General features: G+C 62.6%; 20 protein-coding genes and 1 tRNA gene. 9 read left to right on the top strand and 12 right to left on the bottom strand.

Annotated features, from left to right (window positions below; translation table 11 throughout):
- Nucleotides 1-177 precede the first annotated feature (177 nt).
- Complete coding sequence (locus ACZ5U1_RS03470; protein ID WP_464779385.1) at nucleotides 178-1,626, top strand: DUF2142 domain-containing protein; 1,449 nt, start codon at nucleotides 178-180, stop codon at nucleotides 1,624-1,626.
- Here ACZ5U1_RS03470 and ACZ5U1_RS03465 read toward each other — a convergent pair.
- Genes ACZ5U1_RS03465 through ACZ5U1_RS03445 form a run of 5 tightly spaced genes read right to left on the bottom strand, consistent with a single transcriptional unit; the run spans nucleotide 1,588 to nucleotide 6,012 of the window.
- Complete coding sequence (locus ACZ5U1_RS03465) at nucleotides 1,588-2,361, bottom strand: phosphatase PAP2 family protein (protein ID WP_464779384.1); 774 nt, start codon at nucleotides 2,359-2,361, stop codon at nucleotides 1,588-1,590. The two genes, ACZ5U1_RS03470 and ACZ5U1_RS03465, sit on opposite strands and share 39 nt — an antisense overlap.
- Complete coding sequence (gene lpdA, locus ACZ5U1_RS03460) at nucleotides 2,339-3,736, bottom strand: dihydrolipoyl dehydrogenase (RefSeq protein ID WP_464779383.1); 1,398 nt, start codon at nucleotides 3,734-3,736, stop codon at nucleotides 2,339-2,341. The genes ACZ5U1_RS03465 and lpdA overlap by 23 nt, the downstream gene beginning before the upstream one ends.
- A gap of 17 nt (nucleotides 3,737-3,753) precedes the next feature.
- Nucleotides 3,754-4,155: an acyl-CoA thioesterase gene (locus ACZ5U1_RS03455; protein ID WP_464779382.1), complete on the bottom strand. Its 402-nt coding sequence runs from the start codon at nucleotides 4,153-4,155 to the stop codon at nucleotides 3,754-3,756.
- Nucleotide 4,156: 1 nt separating this feature from the next.
- Entirely contained in the window at nucleotides 4,157-4,744 is a 588-nt protein-coding gene (locus tag ACZ5U1_RS03450) for a hypothetical protein (RefSeq protein WP_464779381.1), read from the bottom strand.
- The gene (locus tag ACZ5U1_RS03445; RefSeq protein WP_464779380.1) at nucleotides 4,741-6,012 is read right to left on the bottom strand and encodes a pyruvate dehydrogenase complex dihydrolipoamide acetyltransferase; all 1,272 of its coding nucleotides are present in this window, start codon (nucleotides 6,010-6,012) and stop codon (nucleotides 4,741-4,743) included. Before ACZ5U1_RS03445 ends, ACZ5U1_RS03450 begins: the two co-directional genes overlap by 4 nt.
- A 208-nt stretch (nucleotides 6,013-6,220) precedes the next feature.
- Here ACZ5U1_RS03445 and ACZ5U1_RS03440 point away from each other — a divergent pair, with 208 nt between their 5' ends.
- Nucleotides 6,221-6,676: a universal stress protein gene (locus ACZ5U1_RS03440; RefSeq protein ID WP_460985984.1), complete on the top strand. Its 456-nt coding sequence runs from the start codon at nucleotides 6,221-6,223 to the stop codon at nucleotides 6,674-6,676.
- A gap of 214 nt (nucleotides 6,677-6,890) precedes the next feature.
- Here the strand turns inward: ACZ5U1_RS03440 and rnr are convergent, their stop codons facing one another.
- Genes rnr through ACZ5U1_RS03425 form a run of 3 tightly spaced genes read right to left on the bottom strand, consistent with a single transcriptional unit; the run spans nucleotide 6,891 to nucleotide 10,212 of the window.
- Nucleotides 6,891-9,242: a ribonuclease R gene (gene rnr / locus ACZ5U1_RS03435; protein WP_464779379.1), complete on the bottom strand. Its 2,352-nt coding sequence runs from the start codon at nucleotides 9,240-9,242 to the stop codon at nucleotides 6,891-6,893.
- A 58-nt stretch (nucleotides 9,243-9,300) separates the two neighbouring features.
- Nucleotides 9,301-9,951 carry an MOSC domain-containing protein gene (locus ACZ5U1_RS03430; protein WP_464779378.1) on the bottom strand — a complete coding sequence of 217 codons (651 nt, stop codon included), beginning with the start codon at nucleotides 9,949-9,951 and terminating at the stop codon, nucleotides 9,301-9,303.
- A 42-nt stretch (nucleotides 9,952-9,993) separates the two neighbouring features.
- Nucleotides 9,994-10,212 (bottom strand): hypervirulence associated TUDOR domain-containing protein, encoded by a 219-nt coding sequence (locus ACZ5U1_RS03425; protein WP_464779377.1) that lies wholly within the window; start codon nucleotides 10,210-10,212, stop codon nucleotides 9,994-9,996.
- 120 nt (nucleotides 10,213-10,332) lie between these two features.
- Between ACZ5U1_RS03425 and ACZ5U1_RS03420 the strand changes: the two genes are divergently transcribed.
- The 4 genes from ACZ5U1_RS03420 to ACZ5U1_RS03405 all read left to right on the top strand — a co-directional run bounded on the left by ACZ5U1_RS03420 (nucleotide 10,333) and on the right by ACZ5U1_RS03405 (nucleotide 13,824).
- Entirely contained in the window at nucleotides 10,333-11,511 is a 1,179-nt protein-coding gene (locus ACZ5U1_RS03420; protein ID WP_464779376.1) for a glycosyltransferase family 4 protein, read from the top strand.
- A 27-nt stretch (nucleotides 11,512-11,538) separates the two neighbouring features.
- Entirely contained in the window at nucleotides 11,539-12,861 is a 1,323-nt protein-coding gene (locus ACZ5U1_RS03415; protein ID WP_464779375.1) for a replication-associated recombination protein A, read from the top strand.
- Nucleotides 12,858-13,718 carry a hypothetical protein gene (locus ACZ5U1_RS03410; protein WP_464779374.1) on the top strand — a complete coding sequence of 287 codons (861 nt, stop codon included), beginning with the start codon at nucleotides 12,858-12,860 and terminating at the stop codon, nucleotides 13,716-13,718. Before ACZ5U1_RS03415 ends, ACZ5U1_RS03410 begins: the two co-directional genes overlap by 4 nt.
- A gap of 30 nt (nucleotides 13,719-13,748) precedes the next feature.
- A tRNA-Thr gene (locus ACZ5U1_RS03405) sits at nucleotides 13,749-13,824 on the top strand.
- An 888-nt stretch (nucleotides 13,825-14,712) separates the two neighbouring features.
- Here ACZ5U1_RS03405 and ACZ5U1_RS03400 read toward each other — a convergent pair.
- The 3 genes from ACZ5U1_RS03400 to folE are packed head-to-tail and all read right to left on the bottom strand — an operon-like array spanning nucleotide 14,713 to nucleotide 16,982.
- Nucleotides 14,713-15,489 (bottom strand): enoyl-CoA hydratase-related protein, encoded by a 777-nt coding sequence (locus ACZ5U1_RS03400; RefSeq protein ID WP_464779373.1) that lies wholly within the window; start codon nucleotides 15,487-15,489, stop codon nucleotides 14,713-14,715.
- Nucleotides 15,490-15,540: 51 nt separating this feature from the next.
- Nucleotides 15,541-16,377, bottom strand: coding sequence for an SDR family oxidoreductase (locus ACZ5U1_RS03395; protein ID WP_464779372.1), 837 nt, complete (start codon nucleotides 16,375-16,377; stop codon nucleotides 15,541-15,543).
- Nucleotides 16,374-16,982, bottom strand: coding sequence for a GTP cyclohydrolase I FolE (folE, locus tag ACZ5U1_RS03390; protein WP_196225909.1), 609 nt, complete (start codon nucleotides 16,980-16,982; stop codon nucleotides 16,374-16,376). The genes ACZ5U1_RS03395 and folE overlap by 4 nt, the downstream gene beginning before the upstream one ends.
- 193 nt (nucleotides 16,983-17,175) lie before the next feature.
- Between folE and ACZ5U1_RS03385 the strand changes: the two genes are divergently transcribed.
- Nucleotides 17,176-17,757 (top strand): nucleotidyltransferase family protein, encoded by a 582-nt coding sequence (locus ACZ5U1_RS03385; protein WP_464779371.1) that lies wholly within the window; start codon nucleotides 17,176-17,178, stop codon nucleotides 17,755-17,757.
- 4 nt (nucleotides 17,758-17,761) lie between these two features.
- On the opposite strand, the gene ACZ5U1_RS03380 is transcribed toward ACZ5U1_RS03385, so the two are convergent.
- Nucleotides 17,762-19,423: an MFS transporter gene (locus tag ACZ5U1_RS03380; RefSeq protein ID WP_464779370.1), complete on the bottom strand. Its 1,662-nt coding sequence runs from the start codon at nucleotides 19,421-19,423 to the stop codon at nucleotides 17,762-17,764.
- Nucleotides 19,424-19,572: 149 nt separating this feature from the next.
- On the opposite strand from ACZ5U1_RS03380, the gene ACZ5U1_RS03375 reads away from it, so the two are divergent.
- Nucleotides 19,573-20,781 carry an acetyl-CoA C-acetyltransferase gene (locus tag ACZ5U1_RS03375; protein WP_464779369.1) on the top strand — a complete coding sequence of 403 codons (1,209 nt, stop codon included), beginning with the start codon at nucleotides 19,573-19,575 and terminating at the stop codon, nucleotides 20,779-20,781.
- Nucleotides 20,782-20,907: 126 nt separating this feature from the next.
- Entirely contained in the window at nucleotides 20,908-23,085 is a 2,178-nt protein-coding gene (locus tag ACZ5U1_RS03370; RefSeq protein ID WP_464779368.1) for a 3-hydroxyacyl-CoA dehydrogenase NAD-binding domain-containing protein, read from the top strand.
- Nucleotides 23,086-23,277: the final 192 nt, after the last annotated feature.

Genomic DNA, 23,277 nt, shown 5'->3' with positions numbered 1-23,277 from the left:
GACGGTTAGGGTTGCGCCCGCCTTGTTGCTTTCCGGCTGGGAGCGATTTGGTGAGGGTGTGAGTCCGACGGGTGTTGCGCCGCCCCCTCTCCCTGCCCTCTCCCCCAGGGGAGAGGGTTAAGTTGGTGGAGCAGCTTCTTGCGGCACGAAAGACTATCGATTTCTGACGCGCGGGCGATGCTTTCGCCCATTGCCGTGCCGGTGACGAGATTGGAGCGCTGGCTGCTGGCGCTGGTCTTCGCCTTCACATTGTCATTTGCGGTGATTACGCCCCCCTTTCAGGCACCCGACGAAAATCAGCATTATATGAAGGCGCTGCTGCTGGCGGACGTTCGGGTCATGACGGAGCGGCGGGGCGAGGAGATTGGGGCTGAGCTGCCGCGATCTGCGCTGGAACTGCACGGGATCGATTTTCCGACCGACGTTACGGGCCAGGCGCGGCACTTTGATCGCATGATGGTCGAGCGGGCATGGAGGGCGGACGCGGGGCGGCCGGGCACTGCCTTTGCCGACTTTCCCAACGTCGCCAATTATGCGCCGACGCTCTATGCGCCTTCAGCCGCAGGACTGATGATTGGTGACGCGTTGGACCTGCCGCGCATGGGGAGCTTCTATGTGGGGCGGATCATCAATGCTGCGGGCGGGCTGATATTGCTGGCGGTGGCGTTCGGCCTGATGCCCTTTGGTCGATGCGCGCTGCTTGGGACGGCGTTGTTACCGACATTCTGCTATCAGACGGGCTCTCTTTCGCCGGACGCCGTGATCAACGGGATGGGCTTTGTAGGATTGGCGCTGTCATTGCGCCTTGCCGCAATGGGTAGCAGTCCGGCCCGGTCGGCCGGCCTGATGATTACCGCACCCCTGCTCGCGCTGGCGAAGGGGGTGTATCTGCCGCTGATGGCGGCGGGGCTGCAATGGCCGCAGCATCGGCGGGACAGGCGGCCCTGGCTGCTGCTGGGCGCGATGGCGGTTGGAGCGGCGGCCTTCATTCTGTGGATGAAAATGTCCGGCGGCAGTCAGGCGCTTTATCATATCGTGTCGCGCAAGACGGGCGAGAATGTCATGACCGCGCCGTTTGGGGCGCAGTTGGGGGTCATTCTGGCTGATCCTGTTGCCTACGCCCATGTTTTGGCGACCAGCATTATCGAGCGGTCGCCGGTTTATGCGTTGCAGATTGTCGGGCGTTTCGGGTGGAACGCGATACTGTTGCCGCTGGGGGCTTATCTGCTGGCGGCTGTCATGCTGGGGGCGGCTGTTTTGAGTGGATCAGGCGTCCGGGTCGGCGCGGGGCAGAGGCTGTGGTGGCTGGCTGTAGCTGGTGGCACCGCTTTGCTGATCGAAACGGCTATGTATCTGACGGGCACGCCATTGGGGGCGGATTATGTGCAGGGGACGCAGGGGCGCTATTTTCTGCCGCTGCTGCCTTTGGTGTTGCTGGCGATGATGCCGGAGACGGGGTTGCGGGTGGCGCGGCCGGTCTTTGCCGGATCGGCGCTGCTGTTGCTGATGATTGCGCTGGGCAGTGCCTATGACAGCTTCTGGGTGCATGGCTTCGTCACGGCTGACGGAATGCCGCCGCATGATCGGCTAAGCGACGCGTTGCTCCTGCCCTCGCCCCGCTGGTAGCCAGTAGCGGCAGAGGCATAGCCAGCCGAGCCCCTCGATCCAACCGGCGAGGACGTCGCTTGGCCAATGGACGCCGAGCCAGACGCGGCTGGTGCCGATGAGGGCGATGATGAGCGCGGCGGTGAGATAAGGTAGAACAGGCTGCTTTTTACCTGAATTACTCCATCCCGTTCGGGCTGAGCTTGTCGAAGCTCTCTTCTTCTCAAAAGAGGAAGGAAAGCCCTTCGACAAGCTCAGGGCGAACGGTGATGGTGGGGCGCCAAGTTCCAAACGTGTCAGCATGGCGAGCGCGCCGAACAGGATCATGGTCCCGGCGGAATGGCCGCTGGGAAAGCTGTAGCTATGCACGATGTCGATGTGCGGCAGAAGATCAGGGCGCGGTGCGGCGAAAATCTGTTTGAGGCCGGTGTTGAGGAAGGTGCCGCCGACCGTCACCAGCGCGAGCCATTGGGCGGCATATCGCTGGCACCGGTAGAGCAGGCCGAGCGCAACGGCGGCCATGATGAGCAATCGCCCGACCGTGTCGCCGATAATCGACGCAGCCACCATGACCGGGGTGATCCATGGGGCGGCTGCCCTGCCCGCCCCCGCCGCCTTCATCGCGGCGATGTTCAGTGGATCGAACCAACCCGATCGCTGGAGCAGCGCGATTGCCAGAACGGCGAGGAGCGCGAGGAGGAATATCCCCGCGCCCCTTTGCCATGAGCGACGATCAGATATGGAGCGCGCGTCCATAAGCGGCGAGCACGCTTTCGTGCATCGATTCCGAGATGGTCGGATGCGGGAAGACGGTGTGCATCAGTTCCGCTTCGGTCGTTTCCAGCGTCTTGCCGACCGTGAAGCCCTGGATCATTTCGGTGACTTCCGCGCCGACCATGTGCGCGCCCAGCAGCTCGCCGGTCTTGGCGTCGAACACGGTCTTGGTGAAGCCTTCCGCTTCGCCGAGCGCGATCGCCTTGCCGTTGCCGATGAAGGGGAACATGCCGACCTTCACCTCATAGCCTGCTTCCTTCGCCTTGGCTTCGGTGAGGCCGACGCTGGCGATCTGCGGGTGGCAGTAGGTGCAGCCCGGAATGTTGCGCGGGTCCATGGCGTGGGGATGCTTGCCCGCGATGGCTTCGGCGGTGATGACGCCTTCATGGCTGGCCTTGTGCGCGAGCCATGGCGGGGCGGTGATGTCGCCGATCGCCCAGATACCATCGACATTGGTGCGGCACATTTCGTCGGTCTTGAGGAAGCCGCGATCGTCCATCGCGACGCCCAGTTCCTTCAGGCCGATATTTTCGGTGTTGGGGACGATGCCGATGGCGACGATCATGTGGCTGAATTCGGCGGCGCTTTCCTTGCCCACCTTGTCCTTCAGCTTCGCCTTGATGCCATTCGCGCCGACCTGAATATCGCTGACGCCAGCGCTGGTCAGGATGGTCATGCCCTGCTTTTTGAGCGCCTTTTCGAGGAAGGCGGAGACGTCCGCATCCTCTACCGGGACGACGCGGTCCATCATTTCGACCACGGTCACTTCGGCGCCCATGTCGTTGTAGAAGCTGGCGAATTCGATGCCGATCGCGCCCGAGCCGATAACGAGTAGCTTGGTCGGCATTTCGGGCGGGGTCATGGCGTGGCGGTAGGTCCAGACGCGCTTACCGTCAGCGGGGGTGCCGGGCAGGTCGCGGGCGCGGGCGCCGGTGGCGAGGATTATGTTCTTTGCGGTCAATTCCTCGGTCTTGCCGTCCTTGGTGACGGAGAGCTTGCCTTTGCCGGTCAGCTTGCCGTCGCCCATGTGGACAGTGATCTTGTTCTTCTTCATCAGGTGCGTGATGCCCTGATTGAGTTGCTTGGCGACGCCGCGCGAGCGTTTGACGACGGCGGCGATGTCGGCGCTGATCTTTTCAGCGGCCAGGCCATAGTCGCCCGCATGCTGCATATAGTGGAAGATTTCCGCCGAGCGCAGCAGCGCCTTGGTCGGGATGCAGCCCCAGTTGAGGCAGATGCCGCCGAGATTTTCGCGCTCGACAATGGCGGTCTTGAGGCCCAGTTGCGCCGCGCGGATCGCGGCCACATAGCCGCCGGGGCCGGAGCCCAGAACGATCAGATCGTAATTTTCAGCCATCGTTGTGGTCTCTCTTCTTATGCCGCAAGCATGGGCGGAACGGTGCGGGGCTGGCGATCCTCTCCGATCGCCACGAAGGTGAAAGTGGCGCGGGTCACGCGGTAGGATCGGTCGTCATGGCGGGTGCGGCGCCAGGCTTCGACATCGATCTTCATCGATGTGCGGCCGACAGAGGCGAGCTTTGCGAAGACCGAAACTTCGTCGCCGACGACGACCGGGCGGAGGAAGGTCATGCCCTCGACCGCGATGGTCACGGCGCGGCCCTTGCTGTGGCGAGCGGCGACGGAGCCTGCGGCGGAGTCCATAAGGCTCATCAGCCAGCCGCCGAAAATATCCCCATAGGGATTAGTATCGGCGGGCATGGCGATGACGCGGACGGCGGGACTTTCCTCCGGCGGCAGCTCGTCGATGATAGGCATACTAGCGATCAGCTACCCCCAAATAAATTAGCCTAAATATAACCAGCGCGAAAGCAGTTAAAAAGTTAATCAAAACTAGCATGGATCGATTATGGGCTAGCGCTACAAATACTTTCGTCGGCGCTTCATGATATCGTAGATCAAAAACATTTCTATGATTTATAACAATACCTTGCAAATAAACTTCCGGCGAAGAGGAAAATGAAGATATCAAAATTAATGAAAACGACCTTCCTTTTGCTAACTTAGCAACATTAACAACACCATGCATGTACTCCACTTCGATTTTAACAGAACAACCGGAGTCAGGCTTCGTGATCAAACTAATGGATTGGACTTGTGCACGATCATCCTTGAGAACGATGCTGAACTCACCAGCCAAAAGTTTTTTTGATCTGTTTCGAAATGTTATTTTCCAACTAGTAGATTGACCAAATGTCCATGATTGTATCGGTTGGCAAATGATATCGTATAAACGCTCTCGATATTTTATATAAAGCGACCAAATGGCGCCGGGCGCGAATAAAACAGCAACGACTGATGTTACAATTTGGGCGATCGCAACTGCGTCCGCCCAACGGTCCTTCATGCGAGCATGCCGAGGGGGTTTTCGACCAGTTCGCGGAAGACCTGCATCAGGCGCGCGCCGTCAGCGCCATCGATCGCCCGGTGATCGAAGCTGCCGGTGGCGGACATGACGGTCGCGATCTGGAGCGAGTCATCGACGACGAAGGGACGCTTTTCGCCCGCACCGATTGCCATGATCATAGCCTGGGGCGGGTTGATGACGGCTTCGAACTGCTTGATGCCGAACATGCCCATGTTGGAGAGTGAGGCGGTGCCGCCCTGATATTCCTCTGGCTTGAGCTTGCCGTCCTTTGCGCGGATGGCGAGGTCCTTCATCTCGTTCGAGATGGCGGCGACGCCCTTGCTGTCCGCGCCGGTCACGATCGGGGTGATGAGGCCGCCGGGGATCGATACCGCGACGCTGATGTCGGCGCGGCTGAACTGCAGCATCTGGTCGCCTGCAAACTGGACGTTGCATTCGGGCACCTGGATGAGGGCGACGCCGAGCGCCTTGATGAGGAGGTCGTTGACCGACAGCTTGACGTTGCGGCTGGCGAGACCGGCGTTGAGTTCCGTGCGGAGCTTCAGCAGCTTGTCGAGTTGAATGTCGACGGTGAGGTAGATGTGCGGGACCTGCTGCTTGGACTCGGTCAGGCGGCGGGCGATGGTCTTGCGCATGCCGCTGAGCTTGATGACCTCGTGCGGGATGCCGAAGTCCTGCGCGGCTGCGGGTGCGGCGGCCGGGGCTGCTGCGGCCGGAGCCGGGGCGGCGGTCGGAGCCTTGGCTGAAGCGCCTTCCAGATCGGCCTTCACGATGCGGCCGTTGGGGCCGGAGCCGGAGAGGTTGGCGAGGTCGAGGCCCTTTTCCTCGGCGAGGCGGCGTGCGAGGGGGCTGGCCTTTACGCGGTCGCCGGATTGGGCGGGCGCAGTCTCGGCTTTGGGTGCGGGGGCTTCTGCCTTTGCGGGGACGGGATCGGCCTTGGGTGCGGCGGCGGCTGGCTTGGCGGCAGGAACGGAGTCGCCTTCGGCTGCCTGGGCGAGGTCTTCGCCTTCTTCGGCGATGATGGCGATGACGGTGCCGACTTTCACGCCTTCGGAACCTTCGGAGACGAGGATCTTGGCGATCTTGCCTTCGTCCACGGCTTCAAATTCCATCGTGGCCTTGTCAGTTTCGATCTCGGCGAGCAGATCGCCCGACGACACAGTGTCGCCTTCCTTCACCAGCCATTTAGCCAGCGTCCCCTCTTCCATCGTGGGGGACAAGGCGGGCATCTGGATTTTCTTGCTCATGCGTGAAGGCCTCTCTTCTTTTCCCGGGCGAGCGGGTAAGCGTTGGAAGCCGTTTTGACCCTTTGGGCGGGAGGGTCAAGAGCGTGGCTTGCGCCTTGGACGATAATCCGCCACATTTCACCAGACTGGTTCATAATTTACCAGATGGGTTCAAGCAGGAAGGCGGCGGGAGACCACGCTGCCCATTTTGGCGTGGGGTGCGGCGGTTATGCGGACTTATCTGGTTGTAGTGGACGAATCGCCGGAGGCGGAGACGGCGCTGCGTTTTGCCGCGCGCCGTGCGGCCAAGACGGCGGGATCGATCCGCATCCTCGCGCTCGTGCCGCCCGCCGAGTTTGTACAGTGGGGCGGCGTGCAGGCGACGATGGAGGATGAGGCGCGGCAGCGGGCCGAGGCGCTCGTCACCAGCGCAGCGGGTACGCTGACCGAGGAGTCCGGTATTCGCCCTAGTATCACTGTGCGACAGGGTGACGCGGTGGCACTGGTGCGCGAGACGCTGGACGAGATGCCTGATGTCGCGGCATTGGTGCTGGGGGCGGCGGCGAGCGGGCATCCCGGTGCGCTGGTGTCGCACTTTGCGGGCGCGGATGCGGGTAAGTTGCCTTGCCCTATCATGGTGATTCCGGGCGGGTTGAGTGCGGAGGCGATCGATCGGCTGAGCTAAGGCTGGTGCGGAGTGCCCTGATCTAAATCACTCAATCCGCTCGTGCTGTCCGAACGAGTCACTTGCCTCGTTCGAATGTCAAAGCCCTCTTCTTCCTAAGAAAAGTAAAGCCCTTCGACAGGCTCAGGGCGAACGGGGTTAGGTAGTGCCGATCAAGCGGGGTTGGGTGGGCGAATTGAGCGGCTTGATGCTCTGAACTCACATCTTGCCGCCCTCAGCGGCGGTGCTTGCCACGTTTTGCGCCCATGTGGCGGATGTTCGCGGGGCGGCCACGTTTCGCGCCGGGACGTGTCCTGTCCTTCTTGAAGCTGGGGCGTTGCGGCGGGGCGTCGGGGAGTTCGAAGCGGAGGGAGCCGTTGATCGGGTCGGCTTCGGCAAGGCGTAGCTGGAGATGCTGACCGACAGTGTAGCGGTCGCCGCTCTCCACGCCTTCCAGCGCGCGGCCTGCTTCGTCGAAGAAGAAGCGTTCGTCACCCATGGTGGAGACGGGGACGAGGCCGTCGCCACCGAGTCCTTCAACAGTCGCGAAGAAGCCGAAATTCTGCACGCCCGTAATGCGCGCATTGACCATTTCGCCAACATGAGCAGCGAGAAAGGCGGCGACATAGCGGTCGATCGTCTCCCGCTCCGCCTCCATCGCGCGGCGTTCATGCTGGCTGATCATCTCGCCGACGCGCCCCATATTTTCATGATCGTCGGCGCTGAGCGAAGTGCGGTCGGGCAGCGCGCCACCCTTTGGCGCTGGAAGTTCAAGCTTGTAGCCGCCGACCAGCGCGCGGTGGACCAGCAAGTCGGCGTAGCGGCGGATGGGCGAGGTGAAATGCGCATAGGAACCGAGCGCGAGGCCGAAATGGCCCATGTTCGCGGGGCTGTAATAGGCCTGGGTCTGGCTGCGCAGGATCTGCTCCATGATCTGGGGCTTTTCCTCCGCCTGGCCGATGCGGTCGATGAGGCGGTTGAAGGTGGACGGCTTGATGACCTGCCCCAGCGCGAAGTCGATGTCGAAGGTCGCGAGATAGTCCTTGAGCGCAACCAGCTTGTCGCGGCTGGGCGGTTCGTGGACGCGGTACATTACGGGGGCCTTCTTGCCTTCCAGCGCCTTGGCGGCGGCGACATTGGCGGCGATCATATAATCTTCGATCAGCATATGCGCGTCGAGACGTTCGCGGACGGCGACGCTGACGATCTTGCCATGTTCGTCGAGGACGACGCGGCGTTCGGGGAGGTCGAGGGCGAGAGGGTCGCGCTTGTCGCGGGCGTTGCGGAGGAGTTTCCAGCAGGACCATAGGGGCTTCAGGGCGGTTTCGAGGAGGTCCGGCTGATTTGGCGGGGTTTCGCCTTGCCCACTCCCGCTCCCTCCCGCCTGCGGGAGGGGAGAGGTGCCGTCTATGGCCGCTTGGGCGTCTTCATAGGCGAGGACGGCGGCTACGCGGATAATGGCGCGGGTGAAATGCCAATTGGTGACCTTGCCGGATGCGTCGATGGTGAGGTGGCAGGCCATGGCTGCGCGATCTTGCCCGGCGCGGAGCGAGCACATGTCGGATGACAGCTGGTGCGGCAGCATGGGGACGACGAGGTCAGGGAAATAGACGCTGTTGCCGCGCTTGCGGGCTTCCTTGTCGAGCGCGCTGCCGGGGCGGACATAGTAGCTGACGTCGGCGATGGCGACGATGGCGCGATAGCCCCCGGGGTTGGCAGGGTCTTCGTCCGGTGCTGCCCAGACGGCGTCGTCATGGTCGCGGGCGTCGACCGGGTCGATCGCGACGATGGGCAGGTGGCGCAGATCCTCGCGCTTATCCTCATTCAGGGCGATGTTCGAGGCGGCGACAGCCTCATCCTCCACCTTCTCGGGGAAGACGTGCGGGATGCCATATTTGTGGATCGCGATGAGGCTGAAGCTGCGGGGCGCGAACGGATCGCCCAATATGTCGGTCACGCGGGCGCTGATGCGCGGCGGGCGGCCTACGGGTTCGGCCAGAACGAGATCGCCGGGAGTGGCGCTGCCCGCGTCGCTGATCGGCGTGTCCTTACGGATGCGCTTGTCGACAGGGCGTAGCCAGAGCTTGCCGCCCTCCCCCGCTTCCACCACGCCAAGCAGTTCCTCGCTCGCCTTGGCGAGCTTCTTCATCGGGTGCGCGACCCAGCCGCGCCCAGCCTCTTCCGTGCGGGCGAGGATGCGGTCGCCAATGGTCAGTGCGCCTCGCTTGCCGCGTTCCATTACGCGCAGGCGGGGTGCAGGCTGGCCTTCGGCTTCCCAGCGCTCGGGCGTGGCGATGAGGGTTGTGCCATCGACATCGACGATGCGCAGGACGGTGACCTTTGGCACGCCGCCCATTTTGTGGAAGGCACGCGCCGGGCCGATGTCCAGCAGCCCTTCGTCGGCCATGTCCTTTAGCAGCGCCTTCAGCGCGATCTTTTCCTGCCCCTTGAGGCCGAAGGCTTTGGCGATTTCCCGCTTGCCTGCGGGCTGATCGGAGGAGGTGACGAATTCCATCACCTGATCGCGAGTGGGGAAGCCGGCGGGCCGGACTTTTTCGGGTTTCTTCTGCTTTTGGGTCGATGCCATGGATCAGCTATAGGGAAGGCCCAGGCGGCATACCAGATGGCGGGGTAAATTTGGACCGCTATTCCACCAGCTTGCTGGCTCGATCGCGCCAGACTTCAGCCAGGACGGGCATATTTGCCAGCGCCCGGACGGCGTCGGGTTCCACCTTGTGTCGCCCGCCGATGAGCAGGCGAAAGACGCGCGCGATCGGCCATTGCGGAAAGGGACGGTCAAGCAGTTCCATGCGCCCTTTCCCTTCCGCCTCCCCTTCGCGCAGCACGCGGAAATAGAGACCTGCGCGACCGGTCTTCACGACGGTGGCCAGTATGTCGCGTGAGCCGAAGCGGTGGTCGAGCTTCCAGCAGGGTTGCCGTCCGTGGCTGACCTCCACCAGCGCGCTGCCGAGGGAGAAACGGTCGCCGAGGCAGATTTCCTCCTCCGTCATGCCAAGGGATGCGATGTTTTCGCCGAAAGCGCCGGGTGCGTCCAGCAGCGGGTGGTCGGGCTTTCGTTCGCGCCACCAGTCATAATGGTCGTGCGGGTAGAGGTGGATCGCCTTGTCCCAACCGCCATGATGGACGGGGTCGGCGACGGCATCCCCTTCAAACCCCTGCCATCCTATGCGGACGGCGCCATCCACCGGCCGTTTCGCAATGGCGCTATAGTCGCCGTCGCGAAAGGGCATGGGCGTGCCGGTCAGCAATGCCTCGATGGTAAGATGCTCAGCCATTCCGCCCCTATGACAGCGGCGCGGAAGGTTGACGAGAGGGGGTCAGGCGCGGCTTAATTCAGACGCCAGTTTCAATACTTCGCTGCCGCTGTCGGTCTGGACGAGATAGGCGGGGTTCTTCGCCGTTCCATTGCGGCGGATCAACGCGCCCTCGATCGTCTTTTCCACATGGCCGTCGAACCTTTCGGCCACGCGTCCACGGCCTACGCCCTGCCCCCAATTCCACTTGACGCGCATACCCCTGCGGAAAGCTTCGGACATCTTCATCCTTCTCCTGCCGCAACATCATGGCGGCGTTTCGATACGGTCATGACGACAAAAATCCCGGTTGCGGATGCGGTTCCCTTGGGTTTTTCGTTTGGGTGGGTTAAGGGGCGGCTGATGGACGTCACTGGCCTTCGCGTCGCGCTCTTCAGCGGCAATTACAATTATGTGCGCGACGGCGCGAACCAGGCGCTCAACCGCTTTGTGGGCTATTTGCTGCGTCAGGGCGCGGCCGTGCGCGTTTATTCGCCGACGGTCGCGACACCAGCGTTCGAGCCGACCGGCGATCTGGTGAGCGCGCCATCCCTGGCGATACCGGGGCGGAAGGAATATCGCGTGCCCTATCGCATGTCGGGGCATGTGCGGCGCGACCTGAAGCGGTTTCGGCCCAATCTGGTCCATGTATCGAGTCCTGATCCATTGGGGCATCGGGCGGTAACATGGGCGCGGAGCAAGGGTCTGCCAGCGGTTGCATCGGTCCATACGCGGTTTGAGACCTATCCGCGCTATTATGGACTGGCCTTTCTGGAGCCGGTGATCGAATCGATGCTGCGGCGATTTTACCGGCGTTGCGATGCTATCGTCGCTCCTTCGGAGTCCATGGCGCAGCTGCTGCGCGAACAGCGCATGAGCTATGATGTCGGCATCTGGACGCGGGGGATTGACCGGGACATCTTCAATCCGGGACGCCGCGACATGGATTGGCGGCGGTCGCTCGGAATAGAAGATGATCAGCCGGTGATCGGCTTCATCGGCCGTCTGGTGATGGAAAAGGGGCTGGACGTCTTTTCCGATGCGATCGACCAGCTGAAAATGCGCGATGTGCGGCACAAGGTGCTGATCATCGGCGAAGGCCCGGCGCGGGAGTGGTTTCAGAACCGGCTGCCGGACGCTGTTTTCACCGGGTTCCAGAAGGGTGATGAGTTGGGCCGCGCGGTTGCCAGCATGGATATGCTGTTCAATCCCTCCATCACCGAGACGTTCGGCAATGTGACGCTGGAGGCGATGGCTTGTGCGCTTCCCACGGTGGCGGCGCGGGCGACGGGGAGCGAAAGCCTGGTTACCGAAGGTGTGACGGGCCGCCTGATCCGTCCGGGGGCGATCGGGGCCTTTGCCGATGCGTTGGCGAGCTATTGCACACATCCTGACGCGCGGGCCGATGCCGGGGCAGCCGCGATGGCGGAGGCGGAGCGATATGGGTGGGATCAGGTGAACCAGGCGCTGGTCGATACCTATATCCGGGTGATCCGCCAGCGGATGCAGGGCGCGCGGTTGCGCTCCAGCCCGGTTCCTTAAACCGCGCACTTTCCCTATATCGGGGCGATGGTCGATCTTTTTGCTTCCGATGCCGTGAACGAGCCCGGTGACGCCGGGGAGAATGCGCCGCTGGCCGACCGCCTGCGGCCTCGTACTTTGGCCGATGTCGTGGGGCAGGAGCATCTGACCGGGCCGGAAGGCGCGATCGGGCGAATGGTGGCGGCGGGGCGGCTGTCTTCGATCATCCTGTGGGGGCCTCCGGGTACGGGCAAGACGACGATCGCACGGCTGCTGGCCGATGCAGTGGATATGCGGTTCGAGCCGATCTCCGCAGTATTTTCGGGCGTGGCGGACCTCAAGAAGGTCTTTGCAGCGGCCAAGGAGCATGCGCGGCGCGGGGACAAGACGCTGCTGTTCGTGGACGAGATTCATCGGTTCAATCGAGCGCAGCAGGACAGTTTCCTGCCCTTTGTCGAGGATGGGACCGTGACTCTGGTCGGCGCGACGACGGAGAACCCCAGTTTCGAATTGAACGCGGCGTTGATGTCACGGGCGCAGGTGCTGATCCTGCACCGGCTGGATGCCGCCGCGCTGGAGCTGTTGCTGGAGCGTGCGGAGGCGATCACGCAGCGGCCTTTGCCACTCACTCCGGCGGCGCGGGATGCTTTGCTGGCGAGTGCGGATGGCGACGGGCGATTCCTGCTCAATCAGGTTGAGACGCTCTATTCGATCGACATAAGCGAGCCGCTTGATCCCGCTGGGCTGTCGGCGCTGCTGCACCGGCGCATGGCGGTTTATGACAAGGATCGGGAGGGGCATTACAATCTGATCTCGGCGCTGCACAAGGCGCTGCGCGGATCGGACCCTCAGGCGGCGCTCTACTATCTGGCGCGGATGCTGACGGCGGGGGAGCAGCCGCTTTATGTGCTGCGGCGGCTGGTGCGCTTTGCGAGCGAGGATATTGGGCTCGCCGATCCGCAGGCGCTGGTGCAATGTCTGGCTGCCAAGGACAGCTATGACTTTCTGGGAAGCCCGGAGGGGGAGCTGGCGATCGTGCAGGCGTGCCTCTATTGCGCGACGGCTCCCAAGTCGAACGCGGCCTATGCGGCGATGAAGGCGGCATGGAAGTCGGCGCGGGATACCGGGTCGCTGATGCCGCCGAAGAATATCCTGAACGCCCCTACCCGGCTGATGAAGACGATCGGCTATGGCAAGGGCTATCAATATGATCATAACAGTGCAGAGGGCTTTTCGGGCGACAATTATTGGCCCGAAGAGATGGAGCCGCAGACTTTCTTTGCGCCCACCGATCGTGGGTTTGAGGCGCGGATAGCCGAGCGCATGGCTTATTGGGACAAGCTGCGGGCCGAGCGCGGCGAAGGCGAATGACTCCGCGCTTCGCCCGTTATGCCGCGATCGATTGGTCGGGCGCGAAGGGGGTGCAGCACAAGGGGATAGCGGTCGCGCTGTGCGAGCGTGGCGATGCTGTGCCCCGGCTTATCCATCCGGATGGCGGAGGCTTCTGGTCCCGTTGCGCTGTTGCGGAATGGTTGATCGCGGCGGCTGCCGAAGCGCCGACGCTGTTCGGATTCGATTTCAGCTTCGCGCCGCCCTTCGTGGCGCGGGAGGCTTATCTGCCGGGCGATGAGGTGCCGGTGACGGGGCCTGACTTCTGGGCCTATGTGGATCGCGTTTGCGATGATTCCGATCTGGGTGCGGCCAGCCTGCTGCACGTCACGCACCGCCGCCATTTCTACTTCGGCAAGGCGGACGGGGTGAAGGCGGACTTCATGCACAACCGGGTGTGCGAAGCGCATTATAATGCGGGCGGTGGGGGCAAGCCCTCCACCGTCTATGACGCGATCGGCGCGGCTCAGGTGGCGAAGGCGAGCTTTGCGGGGATGCGCCTGCTCCATCATGTGCGGGATCATGTTCCCGTCTGGCCTTTCGACCCTGCGCCACGCGAGGGTTCGCTGGTGGTGGAGATTTATACCAGCATCGCGGCAAGGGCGGCGGGGCGGCCCAAGGGGCGGACGAAGATGCGGGATCTTGGCACTTTGGACGATGCGCTATCTACGCTCGGCTCTCAGCCTTATGAGGGATTGCCGCCGGACGATCATGGCGCGGACGCGATCGTCACTGCCGCGTGGATGCGCAACGTCGCGCCAAGACCCAGCATCTGGACCCCACCCGCACTCAATCCACATATTGCCGCAACGGAGGGCTGGACGTTCGGTGTCATCTGATAGTAAGGCGCTTTTCCGTCCAAAAGACGTGCCGGCTTAGCTCAGTTGGTAGAGCACCTGATTTGTAATCAGGGGGTCAGGGGTTCGAACCCTCTAGCCGGCACCATCGCTCTTGCAGGACGGGTTTTACACAGATCGGTGAGACCTACGTGCGCGGTTTATCCCGTGGCACTTCCACCGTCTTTATCCCGGTGTCCAGCGAGCCATATTTGGGCGTGGAATCGAGGCCGGGTTTGGCGCCGCTGTCCCTGGGGCCTCGGTCGCCTCCGCCCCCACCGCCACTGGATGCGGCGATGGCTTCGGAGCTTAGCGAAGTGGACAAAAGGATGGTCATGGCGGGCGGGACCGTTGCAGCGAATCTGCCGCAGGTCTTCAGAAAATTGCGTCTGTCCTCCGTTACCGACGAATTCAGCTGGTTATCCATGATGCGATCCTTCTCTATCCTCATCATAGAGTACAGAAGAGCCGCGCCGATGGATTGGCAATAAAGAGACATAGACTTTAGGATAATGGGGAACCGCGCAGGGCAGCCCAAAAGCAAAATGGGGGCCGACATTGCTGTCGGTCCCCACTTCCGTCGTGTCCCGGATCCGCTTCCCTTTCAGGATGCGATCATCGGACTCGGCGCGCGATGCTTCTACCGAGAAGGTTTGGCATCGTGTTTGCTCCGGCTGTCCGGCTATTCGCCATATTCCGCAGCTGTCTTCAAAAATTCCATGTCCGACGTTCGCTTTCGCGCGTGCATGACAGGTCTTTAGAAGACCATCAGTTTCCATTCGAACCTTGCAGTTCCAATTTCAGCCTGATGACCGAAACGTCAGTCAAATCTTTGATATGATCGCCGATTTGATGATCCGGATTTCTCCGTTTCTTCTTTCGTTTCGATAAGCCGAAGGTCTCACCAAATGTGAGTCGTTCAAAGCGGAATCTGACGGTTCAGCGACAGTCCCTGTCTAAAGCTGTGGATAAGTGTGGATATTTTTTTTCGCGCCGGTTAGCGGCCCTTCCAAACACCCGGGCGCTTCTCGACGAAGGCGGTCATGCCCTCTACCCGATCTTCCGTCGCGGTGAGCAGCTGGAACAGGCGCCTTTCGGTCAGTAGCCCCTGCTCCAGCATGGTTTCGAAGGCGAGGTTCACCATCTCCTTGTTCACCATAGTGGCCATGGGGGGCATGGAAGCAATGGCCGCAGCGGTCTTGAGCGCGTCATCCAGCAGCTCGGCCGCCGGTACGATGCGCGAGACCAGGCCCGAACGCTCGGCTTCTTCCGCGCCCATCATGCGGCCGGTGAGGCACATTTCCATCGCCTTCGCCTTGCCGACCGCCTTGGTCAGGCGCTGCGACCCGCCCATGCCGGGTGCGACGCCAAGCTTGATTTCCGGCTGACCGAATTTGGCCGTGTCCGCCGCGATGATGAAGTCGGCCATCATGGCCAGTTCGCACCCGCCGCCCAGCGCAAAGCCCGCGACAGCCGCGATCCACGGCTTGCGCGTTGCCACCACATGTTTTTGCCAGCCGGAAAAAAAGTCCTCCAGGAAGAAGTCGGCGGCTTCCTTGCTGACCATTTCCTTGATGTCCGCACCTGCGGCGAATGCCTTTTCGCTGCCGGTCAGAACCAGGCACAGTTGTGAGGGGTCAGCGTCATAGGCCGCGAAAGCAGCGCTCAGGTCCGCCAGCACCTGCGTGTTGAGCGCGTTCAGCGCCTGCGGACGGTTAAGCGTAACCAGCGTCACCGCTTCGCGCTGTTCGACCAAAATCGTTTCGAAAGTCATCGTTAGGTTTCCTTCAAATCTGCGGTGCAACGCGGCAGCAAGAGCCGCCGATCACCGTCCCATATGCATGAAGTCGCGGTCGTAGCTGCGCATATGTGCGCCGCCATCGACATAAAGCGTCTGCCCGGTGACGGCGCTCGCCTGCGCCAGATAGAGGACCGCTTCTGCAATCTGCTCCGCCAGCGGCAAGCGGCCGAGCGGCATGGCCGATTGCAGCCGTTCCATCTGTGCCTCATCATAATCGGGCGTGGCGATGGTGAGACCGGGCGCGACTGCATTGACCCGGATATGTGGGGCAAGGCTGGCGGCGGAAAGGCGGGTTAGCCCCGCCAGCGCCGACTTCGACAAGGTGTAAGCCAGCTGATCGGCGTGCGGATGATCGATCCGCTGATCAAGGATATTGATGATGCACCGATCCGCGACCCCGGCCGGGATGGTTGCGAACGATTTTGTGAGCAACGCGGGCGCGGCGCAGTTGACGGCATAATGCCGCATGAGATCGTCGGCGGAGACATTATCCAGCCGGTCCTGACCGAAAATCGCGGCGCTGTTTACCAATATGTCGGGCGGACGGCCGAAGCGTTCTGCGACCTTGGCGACGAGTTCCTCGGCGCTTTCAGGATCGGAGAAGTCGGCGGTAAAGCCGTCCCATTCCGTGCCATTTTCATCGAGGGTCAGGGCAAGCGCCGAGTCCAGCCGCGTGTCATGGCTGCCATGGATTGCGAGGGAATAGCCGACGCGCGCGAACCCGGCGGCAATGACGCCGCCCAGCCGCCTGTGGCCGCCGGTGATCAGCGCCAACCGCTTGTTCGCCAGCGGCAGCGGCCCTTCGGCCTGCCCGCGCGCGCCGCCAAGGGGCCGGTAAGCGGGTGTTTCCTCGTCGTTCACGATTCGATGAGCTTCAGCACTTCCTCGCGACTTTTTTCGTCCTCGCGGAATACGCCGAGCATGCGACTGGTCTTCATCAGGACATTGGGCGTGCGAACGCCCCGCCCCGTCATGCAGCCATGCGTCGCCTCGATCACGACGGCCACTCCCTGCGGCTTCAGATGCTCCCAGATGCAGTTGGCGACTTCGGCGGTCAGGCGTTCCTGAACCTGAAGGCGGTTGGCGAAGGCGTGCAGAACGCGCGCCAGCTTTGAAATGCCCACCACATATTTGCCGGGCAGATAGGCGATGTGCGCGCGGCCGATGATCGGCGCCATATGATGTTCGCAATGCGACTGGAACGGAATGTCCTTGAGCAGCACGATGTCGTCATAGCCGCCCACTTCATGGAAGATGCGCGACAGATGGAAAGCCGGATCGTCGCCATAGCCACGGCAATATTCGCGCCACGCCCGCGCGACGCGTTCGGGCGTTTCCAGCAGCCCCTCCCGTTCGGGATTGTCGCCCGACCAGCGGATCAAGGTGCGGATAGCTTCCGCCACTTTCGCGGGCACAACTTCCTTAATCGCTTCGCCTACAGCCTCGGCATCGGGATCATAGTCCATGGACGGCACTACTCCTCATTATCTTTGTTCAGGGCGCATATGGCGGCTATGTTTGCGGAACGCCAGCCCCCTTTACCGGGACTATGGACAGGGGTCATGCCGGGTGGCACATCAACGCGCATCACAAGAAGCCGATCCGATAAGCATGGCCGTCCCGTCGCCCTTCCCCCACCCATGGCATCAAGGCTGAGGCGTGCGGACTGAACGTATCGCAGCCGTGTTGCTGGCCGCAGGGATGTCGTCGCGCTTTGGCGAGGCGGACAAGCTGATGGCTGATCTCAATGGCAAGCCGGTCGTTGCCCATACGCTGGAAGCCGTCGCCTCCCTCGCCTTCGCAGAACTGGTGGCGGTGACGCGGCCCATCGCCGATGCTCCCGATATTCATCGGAAACTGGAGAGGCGTGGTTACAGCATATTGGTCAATGACAAGCCTGAAGAAGGGCTGGCGAGCAGTATCGTGCTGGCCGTAAACCATGTCATGCCGATCAGGCGCTGCCGGGGCATTCTCATCTGCCTGGCCGACATGCCCTATGTGCCGCAGTCACATTATAACCGGATATGCCTGGCGGCGGAGGATGTGCGGTCGGTGGTGGCGAGTACGGATGGCTTTTCTTCCTTGCCGCCCGCCTTCATCGGACGAAAGCATTTTCCCGAGTTGCTGACACTGCGCGGTGATCAGGGCGCGAGGGCGTTGTTAAGCCGAGGGCTTCAGATCGAAGCGATGAGCAGTTCGCTGGTCGATATCGACACGCCGGACGACCTGCCGCACGGATAGGCGATCAACTCGACCGGGTGGGGTCGGTCATCGGGTCGTCCATCTCCCGCACGTCAGGCATCCGGCCGATCGGCAGCGAGCCGGTCTGCCGTTCCAGCATGCGGTGAACGACTGGCGGATGAGGTCCGCTGTGCAGCAACGCAAGAGCGTCGGAATTGGCGGTATCGGCCATGGTCCGGCGGCTATTGTGGCGGACATAGTCCAGCCAGGTCGAGACGTGATAACGCTCGACCCATAATTCGGGATCGGCCAAGTCCCTGAGGAGCGACCAGCCATGCGCGCCATCGCGGCGGCGGATGCGGCGGCGCTCGCTCATCGCTGTGAGGAAAGGCACGACGGAACCCGCCGGAATGCGATATTCGATGGTGATGACAACCGGCCCGCTGCGGGGTTCTATTGGCACGGAGGTTTGCGGTTCCTGCCAGCGGTTCAGAAGGTCGAGATTTTCATCGCCGGTCTGGGATAGCGGCAGGAAAAGGCCGACCATCGCCGCCACGAACTGCACCCCGGCGGCGACGTAGAGCGACGTCACCACGCCCATATGTTCCGCCAGCCAGCCGAACAGCCAGGCGCCCAGCGCCATGCCGCCGAAAGCTGTCATCTGGTAAAGCGCGACGGCCCGCGCCAGCACCCAGCGGGGAGCGGACATCTGGACCGACACGTTGAAGGTCGACAGCGCGATGACCCAGCCTGCGCCGCAGAGCAGGAGTCCTGCTATGGTCACAAGCAGCCAGCCAGTGGAAGCTGTGATCGCGGTTCCGATGGCCAGCGCAAGGGCGGCCGAGCGCACGATGGTTTCGATGGCGAAGCGGCGGCGGAGCCTGCCTGACGAGAGCGCGCCGAGGACTGCGCCTATGCCGAACGCGCCGCTCAGGATGCCGAAGGTAAGGGCGTCGCCCTTCAATAGGTCGCGCGCCACTAGAGGCATGAGGGCGGACACCGCGCTCGCGCCAATGCCGAAGGCTGCGGCGCGCAGGAGGACCAGTTGTATCTTCGGCGACATGGCCACATAGCGCACACCCGCCCTCATCGCGAGGCCGAGGCGTTCGCGCGGAAGGAGTTTCGGCCCGCGTTCCGGCTGCCAGCGGAGGAGTACGACAGTCAGGGCAATGTAGCTCAGCGCATTGGTGAGGAAGGCGGCGGCAGCGCCTGCCGCTGCGACGATGATGCCGCCGAGTGCGGGACCGACACTGCGCGCAAGGTTGAAGCCCATGCTGTTGAGCGCGACGGCGCTGGGCAGTTGGGAACGCGGGACCATGTCACCGACCGATGCTTGCCACGCCGGGCCGTTGATGGCGGTGGCGCAGCCGACGAGGAATGTAAAGGCGAGGAGCGACCAAGGGGTGAGCAGCCCGAGCCACGCGAACAGGGCGAGCAACGCCGATACCAGCAGCATCGAGAGCTGGCAGGCGAGCATGACGAGGCGGCGGTCGAGATTATCCGCGACCGCGCCTGCCCATAACGAGAGCAGCATGATCGGCAAGGTGGTCGATGCCGGCACCAGCGCGACGAGCATGGGGGAGCCCGACAGCGAGGTCATCATCCACGCAGCGCCGACCGATTGGATCAACCCGCCGAAGTTGGACGCGAGGCTGGCGAACCATACCGCGCGGAAGATGGGGATGGCGAAGGGCGATGGCGCTGGAGGAGAATCTGCCTCTGACACGAAAAATGCATGAACCCGAAAACGATTGGAGCGTCAAACGCGGAAGGAAGGGAAGCAGTTCAATGTTAAAGCGAATAGGCTTGCACTTTACGTAAACGTAAATACATTTGCGGCGCGCCGGACGCCAAGCGGAGAGGAATGACAGAGCGATGGAAGCCTTTATCTACGATGCCGTGAGGACGCCCCGTGGCCGGGGCAAGCCGGACGGATCGTTGCATGAGATCACCCCTGTCCAGCTGGCGACCCAGGTACTGCAGGCGGTGCGGGACCGCAACGCCATCGACACGGCTGACGTGGACGATGTGATACTGGGTTGCGTCACACCGATAGGCGAACAAGGCGGGGACATCGCCCGCGCGGCCGTACTGAACGCCGATTATGAGCAGACGGTGCCGGGGGTGCAGATCAACCGTTTCTGCGCATCGGGGCTGGAAGCGGTGAACATGGCTGCGGCGAAGGTCTATTCGGGCGAAGCGGGCCTGGCGATCGGCGGCGGTGTCGAATCGATGAGCCGGGTGCCGATGTCATCGGACGGCGGCGCGATCGCGATGGACCCGGCGGTCGCCTACAAGACCTATTTCGCCCCGCAGGGCATTGGGGCCGATGTGATCGCAACCAAGTTCGGCATCAGCCGCGACGACGCCGACGCTTATGCGGTAGAGAGCCAGCGGCGGGCGAAGGTCGCGTGGGATGAAGGGCGGTTCGCCAAGTCGATCATTCCTGTTCGCGACGTGATCGGCTCGGTGGTGCTGGACCATGATGAGCATATGCGGCCCGACGCGACGATGCAGTCGCTTGCGGCGCTGAAGCCGAGCTTTGCGGCGCTGGGCGAGGAAATGCCGGGCTTCGACGCGATCGCGCTGCTCAAATATCCCGAGCTGGAGCGGGTGAACCATGTCCATCATGCGGGCAACAGCAGCGGCATCGTCGATGGCGCGGCTGCGGTGTTGGTCGGCAACAAGGATATGGGCGAGAAATATGGGCTGAAGCCCCGCGCTCGGATCAGGGCCATGGCGTCGATCGGGTCCGAGCCGCTGATCATGTTGACCGGGCCGGAATTCGTCGCGGGCAAGCTGCTCAACCGGGCGGGGATGAGCAGTCATGACATCGACCTGTGGGAACTGAACGAAGCCTTTGCGAGCGTCGTGCTGCGCTACATGCAGGCGATGGATTTGGATCATGACAAGATCAACGTGAATGGCGGCGCGATTGCCATGGGCCATCCACTTGGCGCGACCGGGGCGATGGTGCTGGGCACAGCGCTGGATGAGCTGGAACGGTCCGGCAAGGGCACGGCACTGGTGAACCTGTGCGTCGGTGCGGGCATGGGAACCGGGATTATTATCGAGCGGGTTTGAGCGAGATTGTTCCCCCTCCCGCTTGCGGGAGGGGGTTAGGGGGTGGGCAGTCCAGGCGCAACGATAGCGCGGACACCCCCCACCCCAACCCCTCCCTTAAAGGGGAGGGGCTTTAGGGAGCCAATTATGCAGACCATCAATTTCGACATCGATGCAGACGGTATCGCCACGCTGACCATCGATGTGCCGGGCCAGTCGATGAACGTCATCGGGCCGGATTTCATCGCCGATCTGGATGCGGCGATCACGCGCATCGGTTCGGAAGAGGCGATCAAGGGCGCGGTCATTGCTTCGGGCAAGGACAGTGGGTTCATGGCGGGTATGGACCTTAAATATTTCGGGTCGATGCTGGCGAGCGGTGGGGGCAAGCGCCCTGCCCCGGCCGAGATTTTTGACAAGGTTTTCGTGCTCAATCAGCTGTTTCGACGGCTGGAAACATGCGGCAGGCCGGTGGCCTGCGCCATTGAGGGCACATGCGTCGGGGGCGGTTTTGAGCTCGCGCTGGCCTGTCATCGGCGCGTGGTCGGCGATAGTCCCAAGACACAGCTTGGGTTGCCGGAGATATTGATTGGCCTCTTCCCTGGCGGCGGCGGGTCGCAGCGCTTCCCGCGCCTGATCGGCGTGCAGGCGGCGCTGATGTACATGTTGCAGGGCAAGCTGTTCCGGCCCGCAGAGGCGGCGATGCTGAAGGCCGTCGATGAAGTGGTGCCGCAGGGCACGGCGGTCGAGAAGGCGAAGGAATGGGTAAAGGCAAACCCGTCCGCCAACGCGCAGCCGTGGGACGTGAAGGGCTTCAAGTTCCCCGGTGGCGCGGGGGCTTTCAACCCCGGCTTCGTGCAGACGATGGTCGGCGCGGTGCCTATGACGCTGAAGCAGACCCAGCGGAACATGAACGCGCCGGTCGCTCTGCTGTCCGCTGTCTATGAAGGCGCGCTGTTGCCGTTCGACCGGGCGATCCGGGTGGAGAGTAAATATTTCGCCAAGGTCGCGGCCGATCCGCAGGCGGCGAACATGATCCGCAGCCTGTTCGTGAACAAGAATGCCGCCGAACGCGGCGCGCGGCGGCCGAAGGACCAGCCCAAGGCGCCGACGAAGAAGCTCGCCATGCTGGGCGCGGGCATGATGGGCGCGGGGATTGCGACGGTGGCAGCGCAGGCAGGCATGGAGGTCATGCTGTTCGACCGCGACCTCGCCTATGCTGAAAAGGGCAAGGCGCATGTCGAGGATGTGCTGAAGAAGCGGCTGGGCCGTGGCATGACGCCCGAGAAGTTGGCGGAGACTCTGGCACGCGTCACACCGACGACCGACTATGCGGCGCTCGCGGGAGCGGACTTCGTGATCGAGGCGGTGTTCGAAGATGTGGCGATCAAGGCCGAGGTCACGAAGAAGGTCGAGGAGGTTTTAGGGCCTGATGTGATCTTCGGGTCCAACACATCGACGCTGCCGATCACCAAGCTGGCCAAGGCATGGAGCAAGCCCGCCAATTTCATCGGCATCCATTTCTTTTCGCCCGTGGAAAAGATGCCGCTGGTCGAGATCATATTGGGCAAGGAAACCGGCCCGGCCGCAATCGCCAAGGCGCTGGATTTCGTCAGCCAGATCAAGAAGACTCCGATCGTCGTCAATGACTCGCGCGGCTTCTATACCTCACGCTGTTTCGGCACCTATGTGCAGGAAGGTGTGGAGATGGTGGCCGAGGGGATCAACCCGGCGCTTATTGAAAATGCGGGGCGGCAGTTGGGGATGCCGGTTGGCCCCCTGGCTGTCGGCGACGAGGTGTCGATCGAGCTGGGCCACAAGATCGTCGTCGCCGCGCAGAAGGAATTGGGTGACGCCTATGTAGCGCAGCCGTCCGATGCGGTGATGGCGCGGATGGTCGAGATGGGGCGGCTGGGCCGCAAGAGCGCGAAGGGCTGGTACGATTATCCTGAGGGCGGGAAGAAGCATCTGTGGGCGGGGTTGGATGACATGTTCCCGCGTGCGGCGGTGCAGCCTGATGTGGAGGAAGTGAAGGAACGGCTGCTTTATCGGCAGTTGATCGAATGCGCCCGCTGCTATGAGGAAGGTGTGCTGGAGACGGTGGAGGATGGCGACTTGGGCGCAATCTTCGGCTGGGGCTTTGCGCCTTGGACGGGCGGGCCGTTCAGTCACATGGACACGGTTGGCATCGGGCATGTGGTGGCTGTGCTGGAGCGGCTGGCGGCGCGGCATGGGGATCGCTTTGCGCCGACCGTGCAGTTGCAGGATATGGCGGCTAGCGGGGCAACCTTCTATGATGGAGGGGCGAAGGCTGCGGCGGCTTGAGAGCTGAGCTGATGGTTTAGGTTCCTCTCCCCCGTTCGGGCTGAGCCTGTCGAAGCCCCTCTCCTTCCAAGAAGAAAAGTCCTTCGACAAGCTCAGGACGAACGGGGTTGGGTGGGGGTAAGCCGTGTCCCCGGTCGCGGCGTTCGTTCAGATGATCTCGCAGCGCAACACGGAAGGCTGTTAATCGTTCGG

The sequence above is a fragment of the Sphingobium sp. TomTYG72 genome (assembly GCF_055394715.1).
The sequence above is the reverse complement of the archived record's forward strand: the minus strand, read 5'-3'. Positions and strand labels throughout refer to the sequence as shown.